This window comes from Haemophilus sp. oral taxon 036 (assembly GCF_002998595.1).
GTDB lineage: Bacteria > Pseudomonadota > Gammaproteobacteria > Enterobacterales > Pasteurellaceae > Haemophilus > Haemophilus haemolyticus_K.
Window position 1 is genome coordinate 300,660 of the sequence record NZ_CP027235.1, and the last position, 16,744, is coordinate 317,403.

Sequence of the window (16,744 nt, forward strand, 5' to 3'; positions counted from 1 at the left end):
AATACTATATCAATTTGATGAATTTTCATCACGTTGTGCTGCTGGGTTAAAGAAAGCATTGTTTTTAAACATATCTAAACGATCTGTAATAGGTTTATCAAGCGGACGATGATATTCCTCTTCTACTGTTTTAGTTTCTTCAACCGGTTCCGGACGACGAATATCTGGCACAATATTTACATCTTGTGGCTGGCGCACTGGGCGAACAACTTGAATTGGTTCATTAACTGATATGTCTCCCAATCCTGTTGCAACAATAGTCACTCGGATTTCGTCCGTCATTTCAGGCACTAAGCTGGTACCAATCACTACAGTCGCATCTTCAGAAGCAAAACTACCCACCGTTTCACCAACAATATTAAATTCTTCGAAAGAAAGATCCATACCAGCAGTGATATTCACCAAAATACCTTTTGCATTTGAAAGATCGATTTTCTCTAATAAATCATTACGTACGGCAATACGAGCGGCTTCTTCAGCACGCCCTTCACCCGCTGAACCAACAGCAGAACCAAAGCCAATCATGGCTTGTCCCATTTCTGACATAACAGTTCTTACATCAGCAAAGTCTACGTTGATTAAACCTGGTGAGGTAATCATATCTGAAATACCCATTACAGAATTACGTAATACATCGTTTGCTGCAGCAAATGCATCAATTAATTTAGCGTTTTTAGGGAGAACTTTTTGAATTTGTTGATTTGGGATAATAATCATTGAATCAACATATTGCGCTAAATCTTTAATACCCAATTCAGCAAATTGCATACGTTTTTTGCCTTCAAAAGCAAACGGCTTAGTAACAACTGCTACGGTTAAAATACCTAATTCTTTTGCAATTCTCGCTACAACAGGCGCCGCCCCCGTACCTGTACCGCCACCCATACCAGCTGCAATAAAGACCATATCAGCACCTTCAAGCATTTTACGGATTTCTTCTTGATCATCTTCCGCTGCTTTACGGCCAATATTTGGATTTGCCCCTGCACCTAAACCTTTAGTCGTCTCTCCACCAATTTGTACAGTTTGTTGAACATGGCTTTTACGTAGAGCTTGTGCATCAGTATTTACTGCATAGAAAATAATGCGGCCATGCTCTTCCGATGTTAATGTGCTTTCCCCTAAGTAGGTACCACCCATTTCTTGTTTCACCATATTCATAACCATATGGTTGACGGCATTACCGCCACCGCCTCCCACACCTACGACTTTAATCAGTGCGCCGGACTCGTTAAAATTGTCGTACTCAGGGTACTCAGGGTATAGCATTGATGTTCTCCGTTATGATCAGACAAACTGACCCAATATATAAAACCTAAATTCTCTTTATTGTAGATGAAAAATCAAAATAATCAAAATTCTGACCGCACTTTATTGACAATTTTTTTAATTCCTTGCCAAATTGGCTGCCAAACACCACTCTCTGAATCATCACTACCCGAAATTAAATCATCATCACTATTGCTTTGATTATATTGTAATAATCCTACTACTGTAGAATATTGTGGACGACTAACATAATCCGTTAAACCAGTAATATTTAACGGGCTACCAATACGTACTTGGCAATTAAATACATCTGAAGCACATTCTTTTAAATCTTCAATTTGTGCGCCACCGCCGGTAATCACAACACCTGCAATTAATTCAAATTTAATATGTTTTGCTTCTAATTCTTTTTTTAATTTATCTAATTCATCTTTTACTACACCTAAAAGTTCAGTATAACGCGCAGATGTAATTAAGGATAAATCACTTTTAGTTAAAGAACGAGGTGCTCGACCACCAATACTTGCCACTTCAATTTTTTTATCGCCATGCAAACGTGCTGGATAAAATGCACTTGCATAATTAACTTTAACACGCTCAGCTTCTGCACGAGAAATGGTACAAGCGTGTGCAATATCATTTGTCACAATATTCCCAGCATAAGGAATTACCTTACTAAAACGCAAAGCACCATTAGTATAAACCATCACATTCATTGTACCTGCGCCAAAGTCAATTAAGCATACCCCTAAATCTTTTTCATCTTCAGTTAATACTGAATGGGTAGCAGCAAAACCAGAAAATACAACTTTATCAACCTGTAAACCACAACGTTCAACAGCTTTTTTTAAGTTATTTTGCCAATCTTGATGGCAAGCTATTAAGTGCACTTGAGCTTTTAATCGAACACCTTGTAAACCAAGAGGATTCTTGATATTAAATTGACGATCTACTGCATATTCTTGTGGAATAATATGTAATAAAGATAATCCTTCTGGCAATTTAATCGAACTTGCAGTGTGAAGTGCTGCATCAATTTCATCTTGTGTTACTTCGCGATCAGAAATAGGGACAAAGCCGCTTTCATTTAAGCTTTGAATATGCTCACCTGTAATTGCTAAAGTCACACTCATAATTTGGCAGTCTGCCATGGATTCAGCGCCTTCAATCGCACGTTGAATCGAATTGACGACAGCATCAAGATCAGTAATACTGCCACGATCAATACCTTTTGATGGGCAACTTCCCATCCCAAGAACATTTACCACACCATCAGGGAAAACTTCCCCAACAACTGCGACAACTTTTGACGTGCCAACTTCTAATCCTACAATCGTTTTTGCTTCCACACCTTTAACCATTTTTGCACCTAGTTATTTTTATTTATCTGCCATACCTACAGCAGCACCTGCCGTATATCGTAAATCTACATAATCTATTTTTTTATTTTCTGGTACATCAATTTGTGGATAAATCGTTACAAAGCGCTCCAGTTTCGATTTCCACTCACCTCTGCCTAATCTTAACACAATATCATTATCAAGCGTAACCTGCCATGCACCACGCTCATCAATTGTCATGCCTTTTGCCATTAAATTCTTGGCTTTAAAATCAGCATAAATTTGATTCCATGCCTCCAAAACTTTTAAGCTTTGATAATCTGGCCCTCCTAAATAAGGTAACGTTTGCTTATTCAACCTTTCAAAAGGAAGCTGAAATACAACACCATCTTGTGTGACTAACTGGTTATGATTCCAAAATGCTACAGGCTGATATTCAGTTACCCAAATGCTTAAACGATTTGGCCATATTTTCCGAACAACTGCATTCTTAACCCAAGGCAAAGCTTCTATTTGAGCCTGAATAGGCTCAACATCCTGTCCCCAGAAGCCTTTTAACGATCCCATTTTTAATAGACTTTCTTTTATATCTGGATCTGTCGTAAATGTTTTCTGCCCCATAAGTGCAAATGCCCCCATGGGTTTGTCATCCATTTTTTCTAAAAGTGTTTGCCAATTAATATATACGCTAAACACAAGCAAAGCGCCTAACAAAGCAAAGAAAGCCCGGATGTGAAAATAATACTTGGACTTTTTTTCGCCAAAACGAATATTCTGTGGTGTATTCCCTTTCAGAATGTTCATATTATGCACTTAACTCCAAAATTTTCACGACAAGTTGCTCAAAAGAAATCCCGACTGTCGCAGCTGATTTAGGAAATAAACTATGACTAGTCATACCTGGGTTTGTATTCACTTCCACTAAACGGAAATTACCTTTTGAATCACACATGACATCAATACGGCTCCAACCACGACAACCTACTGCATCATAAGCACGTTTCACTAATAACGCTAATTCTTGTTCACGTTCAGGCGTTAAACCTGCAGGGCAAAAATATTGTGTATTATCTGAAATGTATTTTGCCTCATAATCATAAAACTCGCCTTCAGGTACAATACGAATAGCAGGTAAAACCTTTCCATCTAATACCGGTACAGTTAACTCATCTCCAGCAAGCCACTCTTCAATCAAAATTGTATTATCAAATTTAAGGGCAAATTCTACCGCACTTTTTAGAGCTTCTACGGTTTTCACTTTTGTTAATCCCACACTAGATCCTTCTAAAGACGGTTTTACCATTAATGGTAAGCCCAGTCTTGCCACAACCTCTTCAGAATTAAGATTATTAAAAGTTTCACGCGTAACCACTTCCATTTCAGCGACAGGTAAACCAAACGCCTTCCATAGCATTTTTGTACGCATTTTATCCATCGTCAACGCAGAAGCCATCACGCCACAACCAGTATAAGGCAAACCAATTTGCTCTAATAAACCTTGCATTGTGCCATCTTCACCACCACGACCGTGTAAAATATTAAATACTCGATCAAAACCATCATTTTTAAGGTTTGCAACAGGGTATTCTTTAGGATCTACTGGATGAGCGTTATACCCCTGATTCAATAAAGCTTCTAATACGGCTTTCCCTGATTGAAGAGACACTTCTCGCTCAGCAGATGTACCGCCTAGTAATACAGCAATTTTTTCTTTTTTTAAGTTCATTTTTTATCCTATTCGTCATTACCTAGGGAAAATATATCCTAGATTTCTTTCTGTTCTATTTCATGGGAAATGTAGCCGTTCCTCAACAGAGGATGATTATAAATAACCAAGAGCCTATATTAATTTTTCCAAGATTCAGCCAAACCACGAGAAATTTTACTCACACTTCCCGCACCTTGCGCTAGAATTAAATCACCGTCTTGAATAATTTGATCAAGCACATCACCTAATTGTGATGTATCAGAAACTAAAATTGGATCAACTTTTCCCAAATTACGAATAGAACGGCAAAGTGATTTACTATCCGCACCGACAATTGCGGCTTCTCCTGCTGCATAAACATCAAGCATAATTAACGCATCAACTTGAGAAAGTACCTGAACGAAATCATCAAATAAATCTCGAGTACGAGAATAACGATGAGGTTGGAAAATCATCACAATTCGTTTATCGCCCCATCCTTCTCGTGCAGCTTTAATGGTTACACCAACTTCTGTTGGGTGATGGCCATAATCATCTACTAAACGTACCTTTCCATTAGGACGAATAAATTCACCTAATTGATCGAATCGGCGACCAGCCCCTTGGAAATCAGCTAATGCTTCTAAGATAGCTTCATTATCAATACCTTCTTCTTTTGCTACCGCCAATGCTGCCGTTGCATTTAAGGCATTATGTTTACCTGGCACATTTAATAATACATTGATACGTTCACCATTTGGACAAATCACTACATAATGTCCTTGGAAACCAGTCTGTTCATAATCTTCAATGCGATAATCCGCATGCTCACTGAACCCATAGGTAATGACTTGACGGCCAACTTTTGGTACAAGTTCCATTAATACAGGATCATCTGCACACATCACGGCTAAACCATAGAATGGTAAATTATGTAGAAACTTGACATAGGTCGCTTTCATTTTCTCAAAATCGCCTTCATACGTATCCATATGATCGGGTTCCATATTAGTCACCACTGAAACCATAGGTTGCAAATGTAAAAATGAAGCATCACTTTCATCCGCCTCCGCAATTAAATAGCGACTCGCACCAAGATGCGCATTTTTACCCGCAGATTTTACCAATCCTCCATTTACAAAGGTTGGATCAAGTTTTGCCTGGGTATAAATCATGGAAATCATAGCAGTGGTAGTCGTCTTCCCGTGTGTTCCTGCAACAGCAATACCATGACGAAAACGCATAATTTCAGCTAGCATTTGTGCGCGTTGAATAACTGGGATACGTTTCTCCTTAGCAGCAATAAGCTCAGGATTATCTTCATGAATCGCACTTGACACAACAACAACACTTGCGCCTTCTATATTCTCTACGGCATGACCAATATAAATTTGCGCCCCAGCCTGCACTAAACGTTGAGTAACAACGCTATCGGCAATATCTGAACCAGAGATTTGATAGCCCTCATTTAATAAAATCTCAGCGATACCACTCATTCCCGCACCACCAATACCAATAAAATGGATTTGTTGTACACGGCGCATTTCAGGAATAATTTTTCTAATTTCTTCGTGGGAATGTTTCATTTATATTTCCTTTTTGACCTATCGGCAAAATACTAAAGTGCGGTTAAAACTCACAATGTTTTTGTTATTACTTTGAATTTTCAATGATTACATCTGCAACTCGTTGTGCTGATAATGGTGTCGCCATTTCTTTTGCTTTGATTGCCATTTGCAATAAATTTTCACGTGAGAAATTTTTCAAATAGTTCACCAAAATATCAGGCGTTAAATCAACTTGCTCCACAATTTTTGCGGCACCAACATCAGCCAAATATTTAGCATTCAAATATTGCTGGCGATCTTTATGTTGGAAAGGTACAAAAATGGCTGCTGCACCAACTGCGGCAATTTCGCAAACCGTTAATGCACCTGAACGACAAATCACCACATCCGCCCAAGAATAAGCTTCTGCCATATCATCAATAAACTCTGTTATTTTAACTCGATGAGCATTTTCTGCATAAAGCGCTTTCACTTCATCTACTACACCTTTCCCTACTTGATGGCGAATATCTAATTTATTCTCGAGTTTAGAGAAAACTTTTGGTAACGTATGATTCAATACTCTCGCCCCTTGGCTTCCCCCTACCACTAAAACACGTAATTTATCCCCACGTTCAGAAAAACGGATTTCAGGATTAGACATCTGAAATAAATCTTGTCGAACAGGATTCCCAACAACCTCTGCATTTGGAAAAGCCGTTGGAAAAGCCTGCAATACACGCTTCGCAATTTTAGCTAACCACTTATTCGTTAATCCCGCTATCGCATTTTGCTCATGCAAAATAACTGGTACACCACAAAGCTTCGCAGCAATACCACCAGGACCTGACACATATCCGCCCATACCAAGTACGGCATCAGGTTTCTCATGTTGAATAATTTTTTTGCTTGTAGGATTGCGCGTAAAATAGCAAAAGGTGCAGTAAGTAAGGCTTTTAAGCCTTTACCACGCAATCCAGAAATTTGAATAAAATAAATTGGAATACCGTACTTAGGTACAAGCTGGGCCTCCATCCTATCTTTTGTACCTAACCAACAAATATCCCATCCTTGTTTCTGTAAAGTTTGTGCGACAGCTATTGCTGGAAAAACATGTCCGCCAGTTCCACCGGCCATTACTAATAATTTTTTATTTTTCATCTTTATGTCTCTAATCATCACGCAAACGTGCTTGGCCAGCTCGGAGTAGGCGATTTTCATGATCTATACGTAATAAAATACCAATCGTTGCTGACATAATAATAATACTAGAGCCACCATAGCTGACAAGAGGGAAAGTTAAACCTTTAGTTGGTAACATGCCAAGAGCCATACCTAAATTGACAAATCCTTGGAAAAAAATCCAAAAGCCAATTCCTAATGCAAAAAAACCTCGAAAACGTTGCTCTAATATCAAAGACTCTTTACCAATTTTCAAAGCGCGAAATATAAGTAATCCCAATAAAGTGACAACAATAATAATACCAATCAAGCCAAACTCTTCGCCAATAATCGCCATGATAAAGTCTGTATGCGCTTCGGGTAAATAATCTAGTTTTTGAATTGAATTACCCAGTCCCTCACCAGTAATCTCACCTCGACCAAATGCCATAAGAGAATTAGTTAATTGGAAACCTGTACCGTATGGATCTTTAAAAGGATCTAAAAAACCTGTAAATCGTTTCAAACGATAAGATGCTGAAATAATCAACCATGCACCTAGTACCCCCCCTGTAGCCACTAATAAAACAAATTGAAAAAAGTGTGCGCCAACAATAAATAGCATACAGAAAGTTATTACAAAGAGCACCACGGTACTTCCCATATCTGGCTGAACCAACAGGAACATCCCCATTACACCCATAACAATAAATGGCTTCACCGCACTAAATTTACGACCACGTACTTCATCATAACGACGAGTAAAATAGCTTGCTAAAAAACAAGTTAGGGCTAATTTTGCAAATTCTGCAGGCTGAAAATTCAAAATACCTAAAGAAATCCAACGTTTAGCACCGTTTACCGAAGTGCCAATAAATAACACAGCTACGAGCAATACTACCGCAACCCAGAAAATTTTTGCATGCCATCTTTCTAACCTTTCAGAAGGTAAATACAACATGCTGTAGCAAGTTGCTAAAGATAAGCAGACATAGAGTGCATCACGTTTGGCAAAGTAAAACGGATCATTGAATAGTCTTGAGCTATAAGGAATGGAAGCGGATGTCACTGCAATAAGACCAATCAAAAGCAAAATTACAAATAGCCAGAATAGAGCACGATCATATAATAGTCCTTGTGGGGTAATACGAGTCCACTCATCGTAATTTTTTTTGAGCTTTTGTAATAATTCCATATATTCTATACGTTATTAAGTTGAGCCAAACGTGTAAATTCTTCACCACGTTTTTCAAAAGAGGTAAACTGATCTAAACTTGCACAAGCAGGAGACAATAATACCATATCACCTACACACAATATAGGGCGTAAAAATTCAATTGCCTGCCCCATTGTTTCAAATAAGTGACTTTGTGGAGAAAGTTTCGCTAATTGTGAACCATCTCGACCAAAACAATAACAAATAATGTGTGGTTGATTAATTAATTCAGCTAATTCTGAAAAATCAGCTCCTTTTCCATCACCGCCTAACAACAAATGCAATTTGCCTTCCACATAAAGGCCAGCTAATGCGGCAACTGTACTCCCCACATTTGTTGCTTTAGAATCATTAATCCAACGAATGCCATTAGCCTGATACGCTAATTGAAAACGATGGTCTAGCCCTTTGAAATGACGAAGTGCGGTACGAATTGAATCTAAATTAATACCAACAGCTTGTGCCAATGCCGTTGCCGCCAAAATATTCATATAATTATGGCGACCGACTAATGTTGCTTCTTCACAAGGCAAAATTACTTCATCTTTTGCCATTAAGTATTGCTTGCCGTTTTCCGTTTTTAGCCAATAATCTGCTGACTTTTCCGCAAAAGAAATGGTTTGTTTCGCTTGATTTTCATCTTCACCAAAAGTCAGCTTATCCTCATTATTCAAAACGCCGACCTCAGCATTATGATAAATGCGTAATTTTGCTTGGCGATAATCTTCTAAATCCACATAACGATCCATATGATCTTCAGTCACGTTTAAGACAGTTGCAGCCGCAGATTTTAAGCTGTAAGTTGTTTCAAGCTGAAAACTAGACAGCTCTAATACATAAAGTTCACAATCTTCATTCAACAATGACAAAGCGGGAATCCCAATATTTCCCCCCATACCAACTTTCACACCAGCAGCTTTCGCCATTTCATAAACCAAGGTAGTCACAGTACTTTTTCCATTTGAACCGGTAATCCCGACAATTGGCTTCGTCGCCGCACGGCAGAATAATTCAATATCACCAATTACTTCTACGCCAGCTTTAAGTGCGGTTTGAATTTCAGGTGTTTTTACCGCAAGCCCTGGGCTGATAACGATCATATCGCTTTCCAGTAACCATTCCTGATTTAAACTACCAGTATGAAGAGGGATATTTTGAGGAAGTTTATCAACACCAGTAGGATTTTTTCGGGTATCAATCACTCGAATATTAGCCTGTTGGGATAAGAGATAATCCACGCAAGAAAGACCTGTTTTGCCAAGCCCGATGATAGTAATATTTTTGTTTTGATAGGCGTTCATTTTCTTTCTTCTTAATTGCTATAAATTCTAAAATTATATTATGGATGGAAATATAAATTTCCTTTACTAACGTAAAAAGGTCGCCCTTTCAAAAACTGAAAGAGCGAACCTAGCTATATTTATTAACGTAACTTCAAGGTTACCAATCCCATCAACACCAACATTAAGGAAATAATCCAAAACCGAATAATGACTCTTGGCTCTGGCCATCCCTTCAATTCAAAATGATGGTGAATCGGTGCCATTCTAAAAATGCGTTGTTTGCGTAACTTATAAGATCCCACTTGCAAAATAACAGAGAGCGCTTCAACAACAAACACCCCGCCCATTATCACAAGCAAAAATTCCTGACGAACTAGGATTGCCACGACACCAAGCGCGCCGCCTAATGCAAGGGAACCTACATCGCCCATAAAGACTTGTGCTGGATAAGTATTGAACCATAAGAATCCTAGCCCTGCACCAACAATGGCTGTACAAAATACAACCACCTCAGAACTATATTTAATGTATGGGATGTGCAAGTATTCTGCGAAATTCACGTTACCCGTCGCCCATGCAATTAACGCAAACGCACCTGCGACAAGCGCGGTTGGCATTATCGCCAATCCATCCAAACCATCTGTTAAATTCACCGCATTACCGGTTCCAACAATCACAAAGTAAGACAACACAATATAGAACAAACCTAATTGAGGCATAATGTCTTTAAAGAATGGAATCACTAAACGGGTGGCATCAGTGTCGTGGCCAAGCCAATAAAGCCAAAGGATTGCCACTAATGCCACAACAGACATCCAAAAATATTTCCAACGCGCAATCAAACCATCCGTGTTTTTACGGGTAATTTTACGGAAATCATCCACAAAACCAATTGCACCATATCCAAATAATACAAATAAGCAAACCCAAATATAAGGATTAGCAAGATTTGCCCATAATAACGTACTTACGCCAATAGAGAATAAAATCATCACTCCGCCCATAGTAGGGGTGCCTTTTTTTGCAAAGTGACTTTCAGGACCATCATTTCGCACTTCTTGGCCAAACTTTAAGATCTGTAAACGTTTGATCACTTTTGGACCAATCCAAAGTGAGATAAAAAGTGCGGTTAATAATGCAAGAATTGCACGGACGGTAATATAAGAAATCGCATTAAATGCGGTTTCATAACGAATAAGATATTCAGCAAGCCAGACTAACATTTAATTTTATCCTTTAATGAATAAATCACATCTTCCATTTTCATTGAGCGCGAGCCTTTTCCTAGCACCACGACTTTGTTATTTTGTTGTAATTGTGTTTCAATCAATGGCACAAGAAAATCAACCATTTCCACCTTATCAGTAAAATGCTTACCCGAAACAGCCTCAGAAATAACCGCACTTTCGTTGCCATAAGAACAAACTAAATTTAAATTTGCCGAGTTGGCATGTTGTCCTACTTCACGGTGAATAGCGAGAGAGTTTTCCCCCAACTCTTTCATATCACCGACACACAAAATACGGAAAGCTTCATAACTTTTTAAAACATCAATCGCAGCACACAGAGAATCTTTATTTGCGTTATAAGTATCATCTAATAACAATAAATTAGGCGTTACTTGAATTGGGAATAAACGTCCTTTCACTTGTGAACGTTGTTCTAATCCAGCTTTTACATCCGTAAGGGTTGCACCGACATTCATCGCAAGTGCGGTAGCAGCCAAGGCATTTTTTACATTATGTTCACCAAGGTAAGGTAAGTTAATCTCCATTTCACCTTGTGGGGAAATAAGTGTAAAAGTGGAGCCTTGAGCAGTATGATGAATATTTTTTGCAGAATAATCTTTACCGTTGAAATATTGAATTTCATGTTCACCGATTTCTTTTTGCCAAAAATCTAAATGGTTATGTTCTGCATTAATAATCGCCACGCCATTCGATGTTAAACCACGATAAATCTCACCTTTAGCTTGTGCAACGCCCTCTAAAGAACCAAAGCCCTCTAAATGCGCAGGCGCAATATTATTAATCAATGCGGCATCAGGTTGAGCTAATTTTGTGGTGTAATCAATTTCACCTTGATGATTTGCACCAAGTTCGATCACAGCGAAACGATGTTTTTCTGTTAAGCGAAGAAGGGTTAAAGGCACACCAATATCATTATTAAAATTACCATTGGTAAAAAGTATTGCTTCCGAATCACCAGCAGTATGTTGCAAAATACTCGCCGTCATTTCTTTTACCGTAGTTTTACCAGAAGACCCTGTCATCGCGACAGTACGCGGATTAATTTTCTCACGTAACCATTTTGCAAGTTCGCCCAAAGCAATTCGAGTATCCTTAACCACCAGTTGTGGAACAGAAATGGAAGAATTTTCTTGCTGAACAACAACGGCTACCGCACCTTGTACTACCGCTTGTTCAAGATATTGGTGAGCATCAAACTTTTCGCCTTTCAACGCAAAAAATAAACTATTTGATACACTTTTTCGGGTATCTGTATTAATTTCTTCAACTTGCACATTTTTATCGCCAATTAATTTAGCTTGAAGAATCTGTGCTAATTGTTCAGTAGAGAGTTTAATCATAATTTAATTGTTATTATTTTACTTTAAAAAATCATGTGCTACATCTTGATCAGAAAATGAAATCACTTCATTACCAATAATTTGATAATGCTCATGACCTTTACCCGCAATTAAAATTACATCATTTTCAATAGTACTTTCAATTGCAAATTGGATAGCTTGTTCTCTATCAGGAATAATACCCACTTTATCCATATTAATAAAACCAGAAACAATATCATCCTCAATTTGTTTATAAGGCTCTGATCGCGGGTTATCTTTTGTCACGATAACTTTATCAGCAAATTGTTCTGCCACTTTTGCCATTAATGGACGTTTACCTCGATCGCGATCACCGCCACAGCCAAAAATGCACCATAATTCACCTTGACAGTGCTCCCGTGCTGCAAGTAATGCCTTCTCTAATGCATCAGGGGTGTGAGCATAATCAACGATGACCGTTGGCTTGTTTGGATACTGAATCATTTCCATTCTTCCACATACTCCTTTCAAAGATTTCGCCGTAGCGAGTAAATTTTCCAATGGGTAACCAAATGATAATAACGTGGTCATCACTAATAACAAATTGCTTACATTGAAAGCACCGATTAATGGACTATGCAATACGCCATTACCCCAGCTAGATTCAAAAGTAATCTCTGCGCCTTGAGCATGATAGTGGATATTTGTTGCCTTCATCCATTGATGTGAGTTTGCTTGGAAATCGGTGCTTGTACTAACTGCAATCGCATCAGGCAATTCACTTAACCATTGGCAGCCAATCTCATCATCCACATTAATCACTTTAATTTGCGTATCTAATTCGGTGAATAAGCGTTTTTTAGCGGAAGCATAATTTTCCATTGTTTGATGATAATCAAGATGATCACGAGTTAGATTTGTAAAAATAGCGGCCTTAAAATGTAATGCTTCTACTCGATATTGGGCTAAACCATGTGATGAAACCTCAATTGCAGCGAAATCGGCTCCATCTTGTCTAAATTTGGCAAGGGAAGACTGAAGTTCTACCGCAGACCCTGTCGTATTCTTAGCCTCAACTACGGCACCTAAAAGTCCATTACCAATTGTTCCCATTACTGCCGCACGATGGCCTAATAGCTCCGCCCATTGTGCTAATAATTGAGAAATAGTAGTCTTGCCATTTGTCCCAGTTACGCCAACAAGCGTTAATTTCTTAGAAGGCGAATCATAAAAAATATCTGCCAACAACGAAAGATGGCGTGCAAGTTGATAAAACTTAACTACTGGCACATTCCCAATAAATATTACTGTTAAATGCTCGCTAGATAATTCCGTCTCAGAAAGCACCGCACTTGCACCAAAGTGAATAGCCGAATCAATAAATTGATTTCCATCGACTTGATGTCCTTTTATTGCTACAAAAAGATCCCCTGTTTTAACTTTACGGCTATCCAATACCATATTATGGAGTTCTATCTCATCCTTTAATTCAGGTAAATCAAAAAGTGCGGTGAGTTTTTTCATTATTTTTCCTTAATTCATTTTTTCATTCTTACGCTCACCAACATATACAATGCGTTTCGCACTTTTCATTGTTTTTTCTGTTGGTTCCGCATCTTGTGGAATTCCGTTAGCACGTAATGCATAACCCATAATACTAGAGAACACAGGAGCTGAAACCGCACCACCATAATATTCCCCAGCTTTTGGATCGTTAATCAAAATGACTAAGGCATAACGTGGATCACTAATTGGTGCAATCCCCGCTGTGAATGCAACGTATTTATTCACATAATGACCATTCTCTAATTTACGTGCTGTACCCGTTTTTACACCAACACGATATCCTTCAACCATCGCTCGCTTATTTTTAATCGCTACTTTTTCTAAAATACCGACAATATCCTTCGTGATTTTTTCAGAAAAAACTCGTTTCCCTATTACAGGTGGATCAACTTTTGTAATAGAGAGTGGACGATAAATACCGAAGCTACCAAGCGTTGCATAAGCTCTAGCTATTTGGAGTGGTGTTGCAGTAATACCATAACCATAAGAAACCGTTGCACGTTCAATATCCGCCCAACGTTTACGATTGGCATTTAAAATCCCAGCCTGTTCACCAATCAATCCCAAATCTGTCGACTTACCTAAACCTGCATTTTGATAGGTTTCCATCAAGGCACTTGGGGGCATACGTAACGCAAGGCGACTTACACCACGGTTACTTGAATTAATTAATATTTCATCTAATGTTTGTTGCGCACGTGGTGCTACGTCTACAATTTCTTTTCCACTTACTGTAAAAGACCCCGTATTAATAACTTCATCACGACGAACTACACCACGTTGAAGTGCAGTTAACACAACTAAAGGCTTTACAGTAGAACCCGGCTCAAAGGTATCCGTAATAGCACGATTACGCATTAATTCTGATTTAACGCCAACACGATTATTCGGGTTATAGGATGGCGCAGTAGCCATGGCTAATACTTCTCCTGTACGAACATCAACTAATACAGCTGTACCTGATTCAGCATTATTTTCTGATACCGCTTTTTTAATTTCACGATACACCATAGATTGTAATTTTTCATCAATACTTAACGTAACATCTTGCGCATCATATTTTTTTTCATCAGAAATGTGTTCAACAATGTTACCTCGCTTATCTTTACGTACTGTGCGTGAACCATCTTTCCCCACAAGCATGGTATTAAAACTTTTCTCTATCCCTTCTATACCATTCCCATCAATATCAGTATAACCAACTAAATGTGCAGCTTCTTCTACACGTGGATAAAAACGACGATGTTCAGTTTCTAAGAAAACGCCTTTAACGTTTAATTTTTTAATATAATCTGCTTTATTTGACTCTACTTGACGAGCCAAATACAAATAACCTGATTTTGAATTTTTCTCAATTTTTTTAATCAAGTCATTGCTACTCATTCCTATCTCTTGTGCTAATGCATTAATACGCTCTTTATCCGCTAAAGCATCTTCTTTTAACATCGTTTTGGGATCAGCTACTATTGCACTCATCGGGACACTTACTGATAATAATTGCCCATTACGATCTAAAATTGAACCACGCACTGAAAGAATTTCATCTTTACGTAACGAGCGTTTATCTGCCTCGCCAGATAAGGTATCAGCATTAATAGATTGGACATAACCAGCACGAGCTACCAATGCACACAAACCAAGAAAAACAAAAAATACCGAAATAATATAACGTCCACGCATAAAACATTTATCAAACACCATTTTCGGTTTGTTATGTTTCACGGCTTCAGGTGCGGTTAATTTTCTAATTGTTTTTTTAGACTTATTTGATTTACGAGAAGAATTGAATTTAACCATCTTTTTACCTATTATTCTCTAATCTCAACTTCTTGTTCTGTCGTTAAAGGTTTCATTTTTAAAGTACCTACAGCAATAGATTCTACTCTTGTGCTATCCCCTTCAGTCGCTTCCTGCACCTGTAAATTTCGATATTCATTTTCAAGCGCTTGCCGTTGTAAAATAAGTGCACCATTTTCAGAAATTAACTGACGTGTTTTATGCGTCACCCAAATAGCGCCCATTGCGGATACCAAAATTGCTATTAATAAGAAAACAATTAACTTATTTGAAGAAAATAAATCTTCAACTAAAATCTGCTGTAACGGATAACGAGGTTTATTATTTTCAGACATCACTAAATTCTCTCCGCTACACGCAATACTGCACTTCTTGAACGAGGATTTGCTTGAATTTCCGCCTCACTTGGTTGAATTGCTTTACCAATTAGTTTTAATTTCTGATTACGTTGAATTTGGTCTTCTCGCAATGGTAAACCTTTAGGGATATCCTCACCTTTACTTTGTTTTTTCATAAAATGTTTCACCATTCTATCTTCCAAAGAATGGAAACTAATAATTGATAAACGCCCTTCTGGCGCTAACATGTCTAAAGCAGAATTGAGTACACTTTCCAATTCGTCTAGTTCTGAATTGATGAAAATACGAATGGCCTGGAAACTACGAGTCGCAGGATGTTTATGTTTATCTTTAAAAGGTACCGCTTGTGAAATAAGCTCAGCTAATTGACTAGTACGTGATAAAAATTCTGTGCCATTTTTGGCCGCACTTTTGTTGTAATCAACAATAGCAGTGGCAATACGTTTAGCAAAACGCTCCTCGCCAAAAGTTTTCAAAACCCAAGTTAAATCCTCAACCGATACTTGTTTTAACCATTCTGCTGCTGATAAACCTTGAGTCGTGTCCATACGCATATCAAGTGGGCCATCTTTCATAAAACTAAAACCACGTTCTGCTTCATCAAGCTGGGGAGATGACACGCCAAGATCAAGCAAAATACCATCAATTTTGCCAACCAAATTTAATTTTTCACAAATTTCAGGAATATGAGAAAAGCTGTTATGTTCAATCTGAAAACGTGGGTCTTGAATTTTTTGAGCTTCAGCAATGGCTCTAGGATCGCGGTCAACGCCAATAAGACGACCATTTGGGGATAATTTAGAAAGGATTAAGCGAGAATGTCCACCACGGCCAAAAGTACCGTCAATATAAATTCCATTTTCCTTCAATGCCAAGCCATTCACGGCTTCGTGAAGTAAAACTGTGATATGTTCAGGTGAAGAAAAGGAATTTTCGGTATCCATAAATACAATATAAAAGTAAAAAAC

13 protein-coding genes and 1 pseudogene are annotated in these 16,744 nt (G+C 38.2%); all 14 read right to left on the reverse strand.

The features are described from left to right. Positions 1 to 9 precede the first annotated feature (9 nt). Complete coding sequence (ftsZ, locus tag C3V42_RS01460; RefSeq protein ID WP_048954117.1) at positions 10 to 1,269, reverse strand: cell division protein FtsZ; 1,260 nt, start codon at positions 1,267 to 1,269, stop codon at positions 10 to 12. Between the two features lie 83 nt (positions 1,270 to 1,352). After that, entirely contained in the window at positions 1,353 to 2,630 is a 1,278-nt protein-coding gene (ftsA, locus tag C3V42_RS01465) for a cell division protein FtsA (RefSeq protein ID WP_048954118.1), read from the reverse strand. An 18-nt stretch (positions 2,631 to 2,648) separates the two neighbouring features. Then, positions 2,649 to 3,413 carry a cell division protein FtsQ/DivIB gene (locus C3V42_RS01470; RefSeq protein ID WP_106013399.1) on the reverse strand — a complete coding sequence of 255 codons (765 nt, stop codon included), beginning with the start codon at positions 3,411 to 3,413 and terminating at the stop codon, positions 2,649 to 2,651. A 1-nt stretch (position 3,414) separates the two neighbouring features. Further along, positions 3,415 to 4,335: a D-alanine--D-alanine ligase gene (locus tag C3V42_RS01475; protein WP_106013400.1), complete on the reverse strand. Its 921-nt coding sequence runs from the start codon at positions 4,333 to 4,335 to the stop codon at positions 3,415 to 3,417. 119 nt (positions 4,336 to 4,454) lie between these two features. Then, the gene (gene murC, locus C3V42_RS01480; RefSeq protein ID WP_106013401.1) at positions 4,455 to 5,882 is read right to left on the reverse strand and encodes a UDP-N-acetylmuramate--L-alanine ligase; all 1,428 of its coding nucleotides are present in this window, start codon (positions 5,880 to 5,882) and stop codon (positions 4,455 to 4,457) included. A gap of 67 nt (positions 5,883 to 5,949) precedes the next feature. Continuing rightward, positions 5,950 to 7,004 (reverse strand): annotated as a pseudogene (gene murG / locus C3V42_RS01485) (undecaprenyldiphospho-muramoylpentapeptide beta-N-acetylglucosaminyltransferase). A 10-nt stretch (positions 7,005 to 7,014) separates the two neighbouring features. Then, entirely contained in the window at positions 7,015 to 8,199 is a 1,185-nt protein-coding gene (ftsW, locus tag C3V42_RS01490) for a putative lipid II flippase FtsW (RefSeq protein WP_048954123.1), read from the reverse strand. A gap of 5 nt (positions 8,200 to 8,204) precedes the next feature. Beyond that, positions 8,205 to 9,521 (reverse strand): UDP-N-acetylmuramoyl-L-alanine--D-glutamate ligase, encoded by a 1,317-nt coding sequence (gene murD, locus C3V42_RS01495; protein WP_106013402.1) that lies wholly within the window; start codon positions 9,519 to 9,521, stop codon positions 8,205 to 8,207. 122 nt (positions 9,522 to 9,643) lie between these two features. Then, the gene (gene mraY, locus C3V42_RS01500; protein WP_048954125.1) at positions 9,644 to 10,726 is read right to left on the reverse strand and encodes a phospho-N-acetylmuramoyl-pentapeptide-transferase; all 1,083 of its coding nucleotides are present in this window, start codon (positions 10,724 to 10,726) and stop codon (positions 9,644 to 9,646) included. Next, complete coding sequence (murF, locus tag C3V42_RS01505; RefSeq protein WP_048954126.1) at positions 10,720 to 12,093, reverse strand: UDP-N-acetylmuramoyl-tripeptide--D-alanyl-D-alanine ligase; 1,374 nt, start codon at positions 12,091 to 12,093, stop codon at positions 10,720 to 10,722. Before murF ends, mraY begins: the two co-directional genes overlap by 7 nt. Positions 12,094 to 12,111: 18 nt before the next feature. After that, positions 12,112 to 13,578 carry a UDP-N-acetylmuramoyl-L-alanyl-D-glutamate--2,6-diaminopimelate ligase gene (gene murE / locus C3V42_RS01510; protein WP_048954127.1) on the reverse strand — a complete coding sequence of 489 codons (1,467 nt, stop codon included), beginning with the start codon at positions 13,576 to 13,578 and terminating at the stop codon, positions 12,112 to 12,114. 9 nt (positions 13,579 to 13,587) lie between these two features. Then, the gene (locus C3V42_RS01515; RefSeq protein ID WP_048954128.1) at positions 13,588 to 15,417 is read right to left on the reverse strand and encodes a penicillin-binding transpeptidase domain-containing protein; all 1,830 of its coding nucleotides are present in this window, start codon (positions 15,415 to 15,417) and stop codon (positions 13,588 to 13,590) included. Between the two features lie 11 nt (positions 15,418 to 15,428). Then, a complete protein-coding gene (gene ftsL, locus C3V42_RS01520) occupies positions 15,429 to 15,752 on the reverse strand; it encodes a cell division protein FtsL (protein ID WP_048954129.1) in 324 nt (107 codons plus the stop codon). Between the two features lie 2 nt (positions 15,753 to 15,754). Next, a complete protein-coding gene (gene rsmH / locus C3V42_RS01525) occupies positions 15,755 to 16,720 on the reverse strand; it encodes a 16S rRNA (cytosine(1402)-N(4))-methyltransferase RsmH (RefSeq protein ID WP_048954130.1) in 966 nt (321 codons plus the stop codon). Positions 16,721 to 16,744: the final 24 nt, after the last annotated feature.

Coding starts and splice junctions, on each gene's coding strand:
- ftsZ (WP_048954117.1), bottom strand. CDS start 1,269: ATGCTATACCCTGAGTACCCTGAGTACGACAATTTTAACGAGTCCGGC.
- ftsA (WP_048954118.1), bottom strand. CDS start 2,630: ATGGTTAAAGGTGTGGAAGCAAAAACGATTGTAGGATTAGAAGTTGGC.
- C3V42_RS01470 (WP_106013399.1), bottom strand. CDS start 3,413: ATGAACATTCTGAAAGGGAATACACCACAGAATATTCGTTTTGGCGAA.
- C3V42_RS01475 (WP_106013400.1), bottom strand. CDS start 4,335: ATGAACTTAAAAAAAGAAAAAATTGCTGTATTACTAGGCGGTACATCT.
- murC (WP_106013401.1), bottom strand. CDS start 5,882: ATGAAACATTCCCACGAAGAAATTAGAAAAATTATTCCTGAAATGCGC.
- ftsW (WP_048954123.1), bottom strand. CDS start 8,199: ATGGAATTATTACAAAAGCTCAAAAAAAATTACGATGAGTGGACTCGT.
- murD (WP_106013402.1), bottom strand. CDS start 9,521: ATGAACGCCTATCAAAACAAAAATATTACTATCATCGGGCTTGGCAAA.
- mraY (WP_048954125.1), bottom strand. CDS start 10,726: ATGTTAGTCTGGCTTGCTGAATATCTTATTCGTTATGAAACCGCATTT.
- murF (WP_048954126.1), bottom strand. CDS start 12,093: ATGATTAAACTCTCTACTGAACAATTAGCACAGATTCTTCAAGCTAAA.
- murE (WP_048954127.1), bottom strand. CDS start 13,578: ATGAAAAAACTCACCGCACTTTTTGATTTACCTGAATTAAAGGATGAG.
- C3V42_RS01515 (WP_048954128.1), bottom strand. CDS start 15,417: ATGGTTAAATTCAATTCTTCTCGTAAATCAAATAAGTCTAAAAAAACA.
- ftsL (WP_048954129.1), bottom strand. CDS start 15,752: ATGTCTGAAAATAATAAACCTCGTTATCCGTTACAGCAGATTTTAGTT.
- rsmH (WP_048954130.1), bottom strand. CDS start 16,720: ATGGATACCGAAAATTCCTTTTCTTCACCTGAACATATCACAGTTTTA.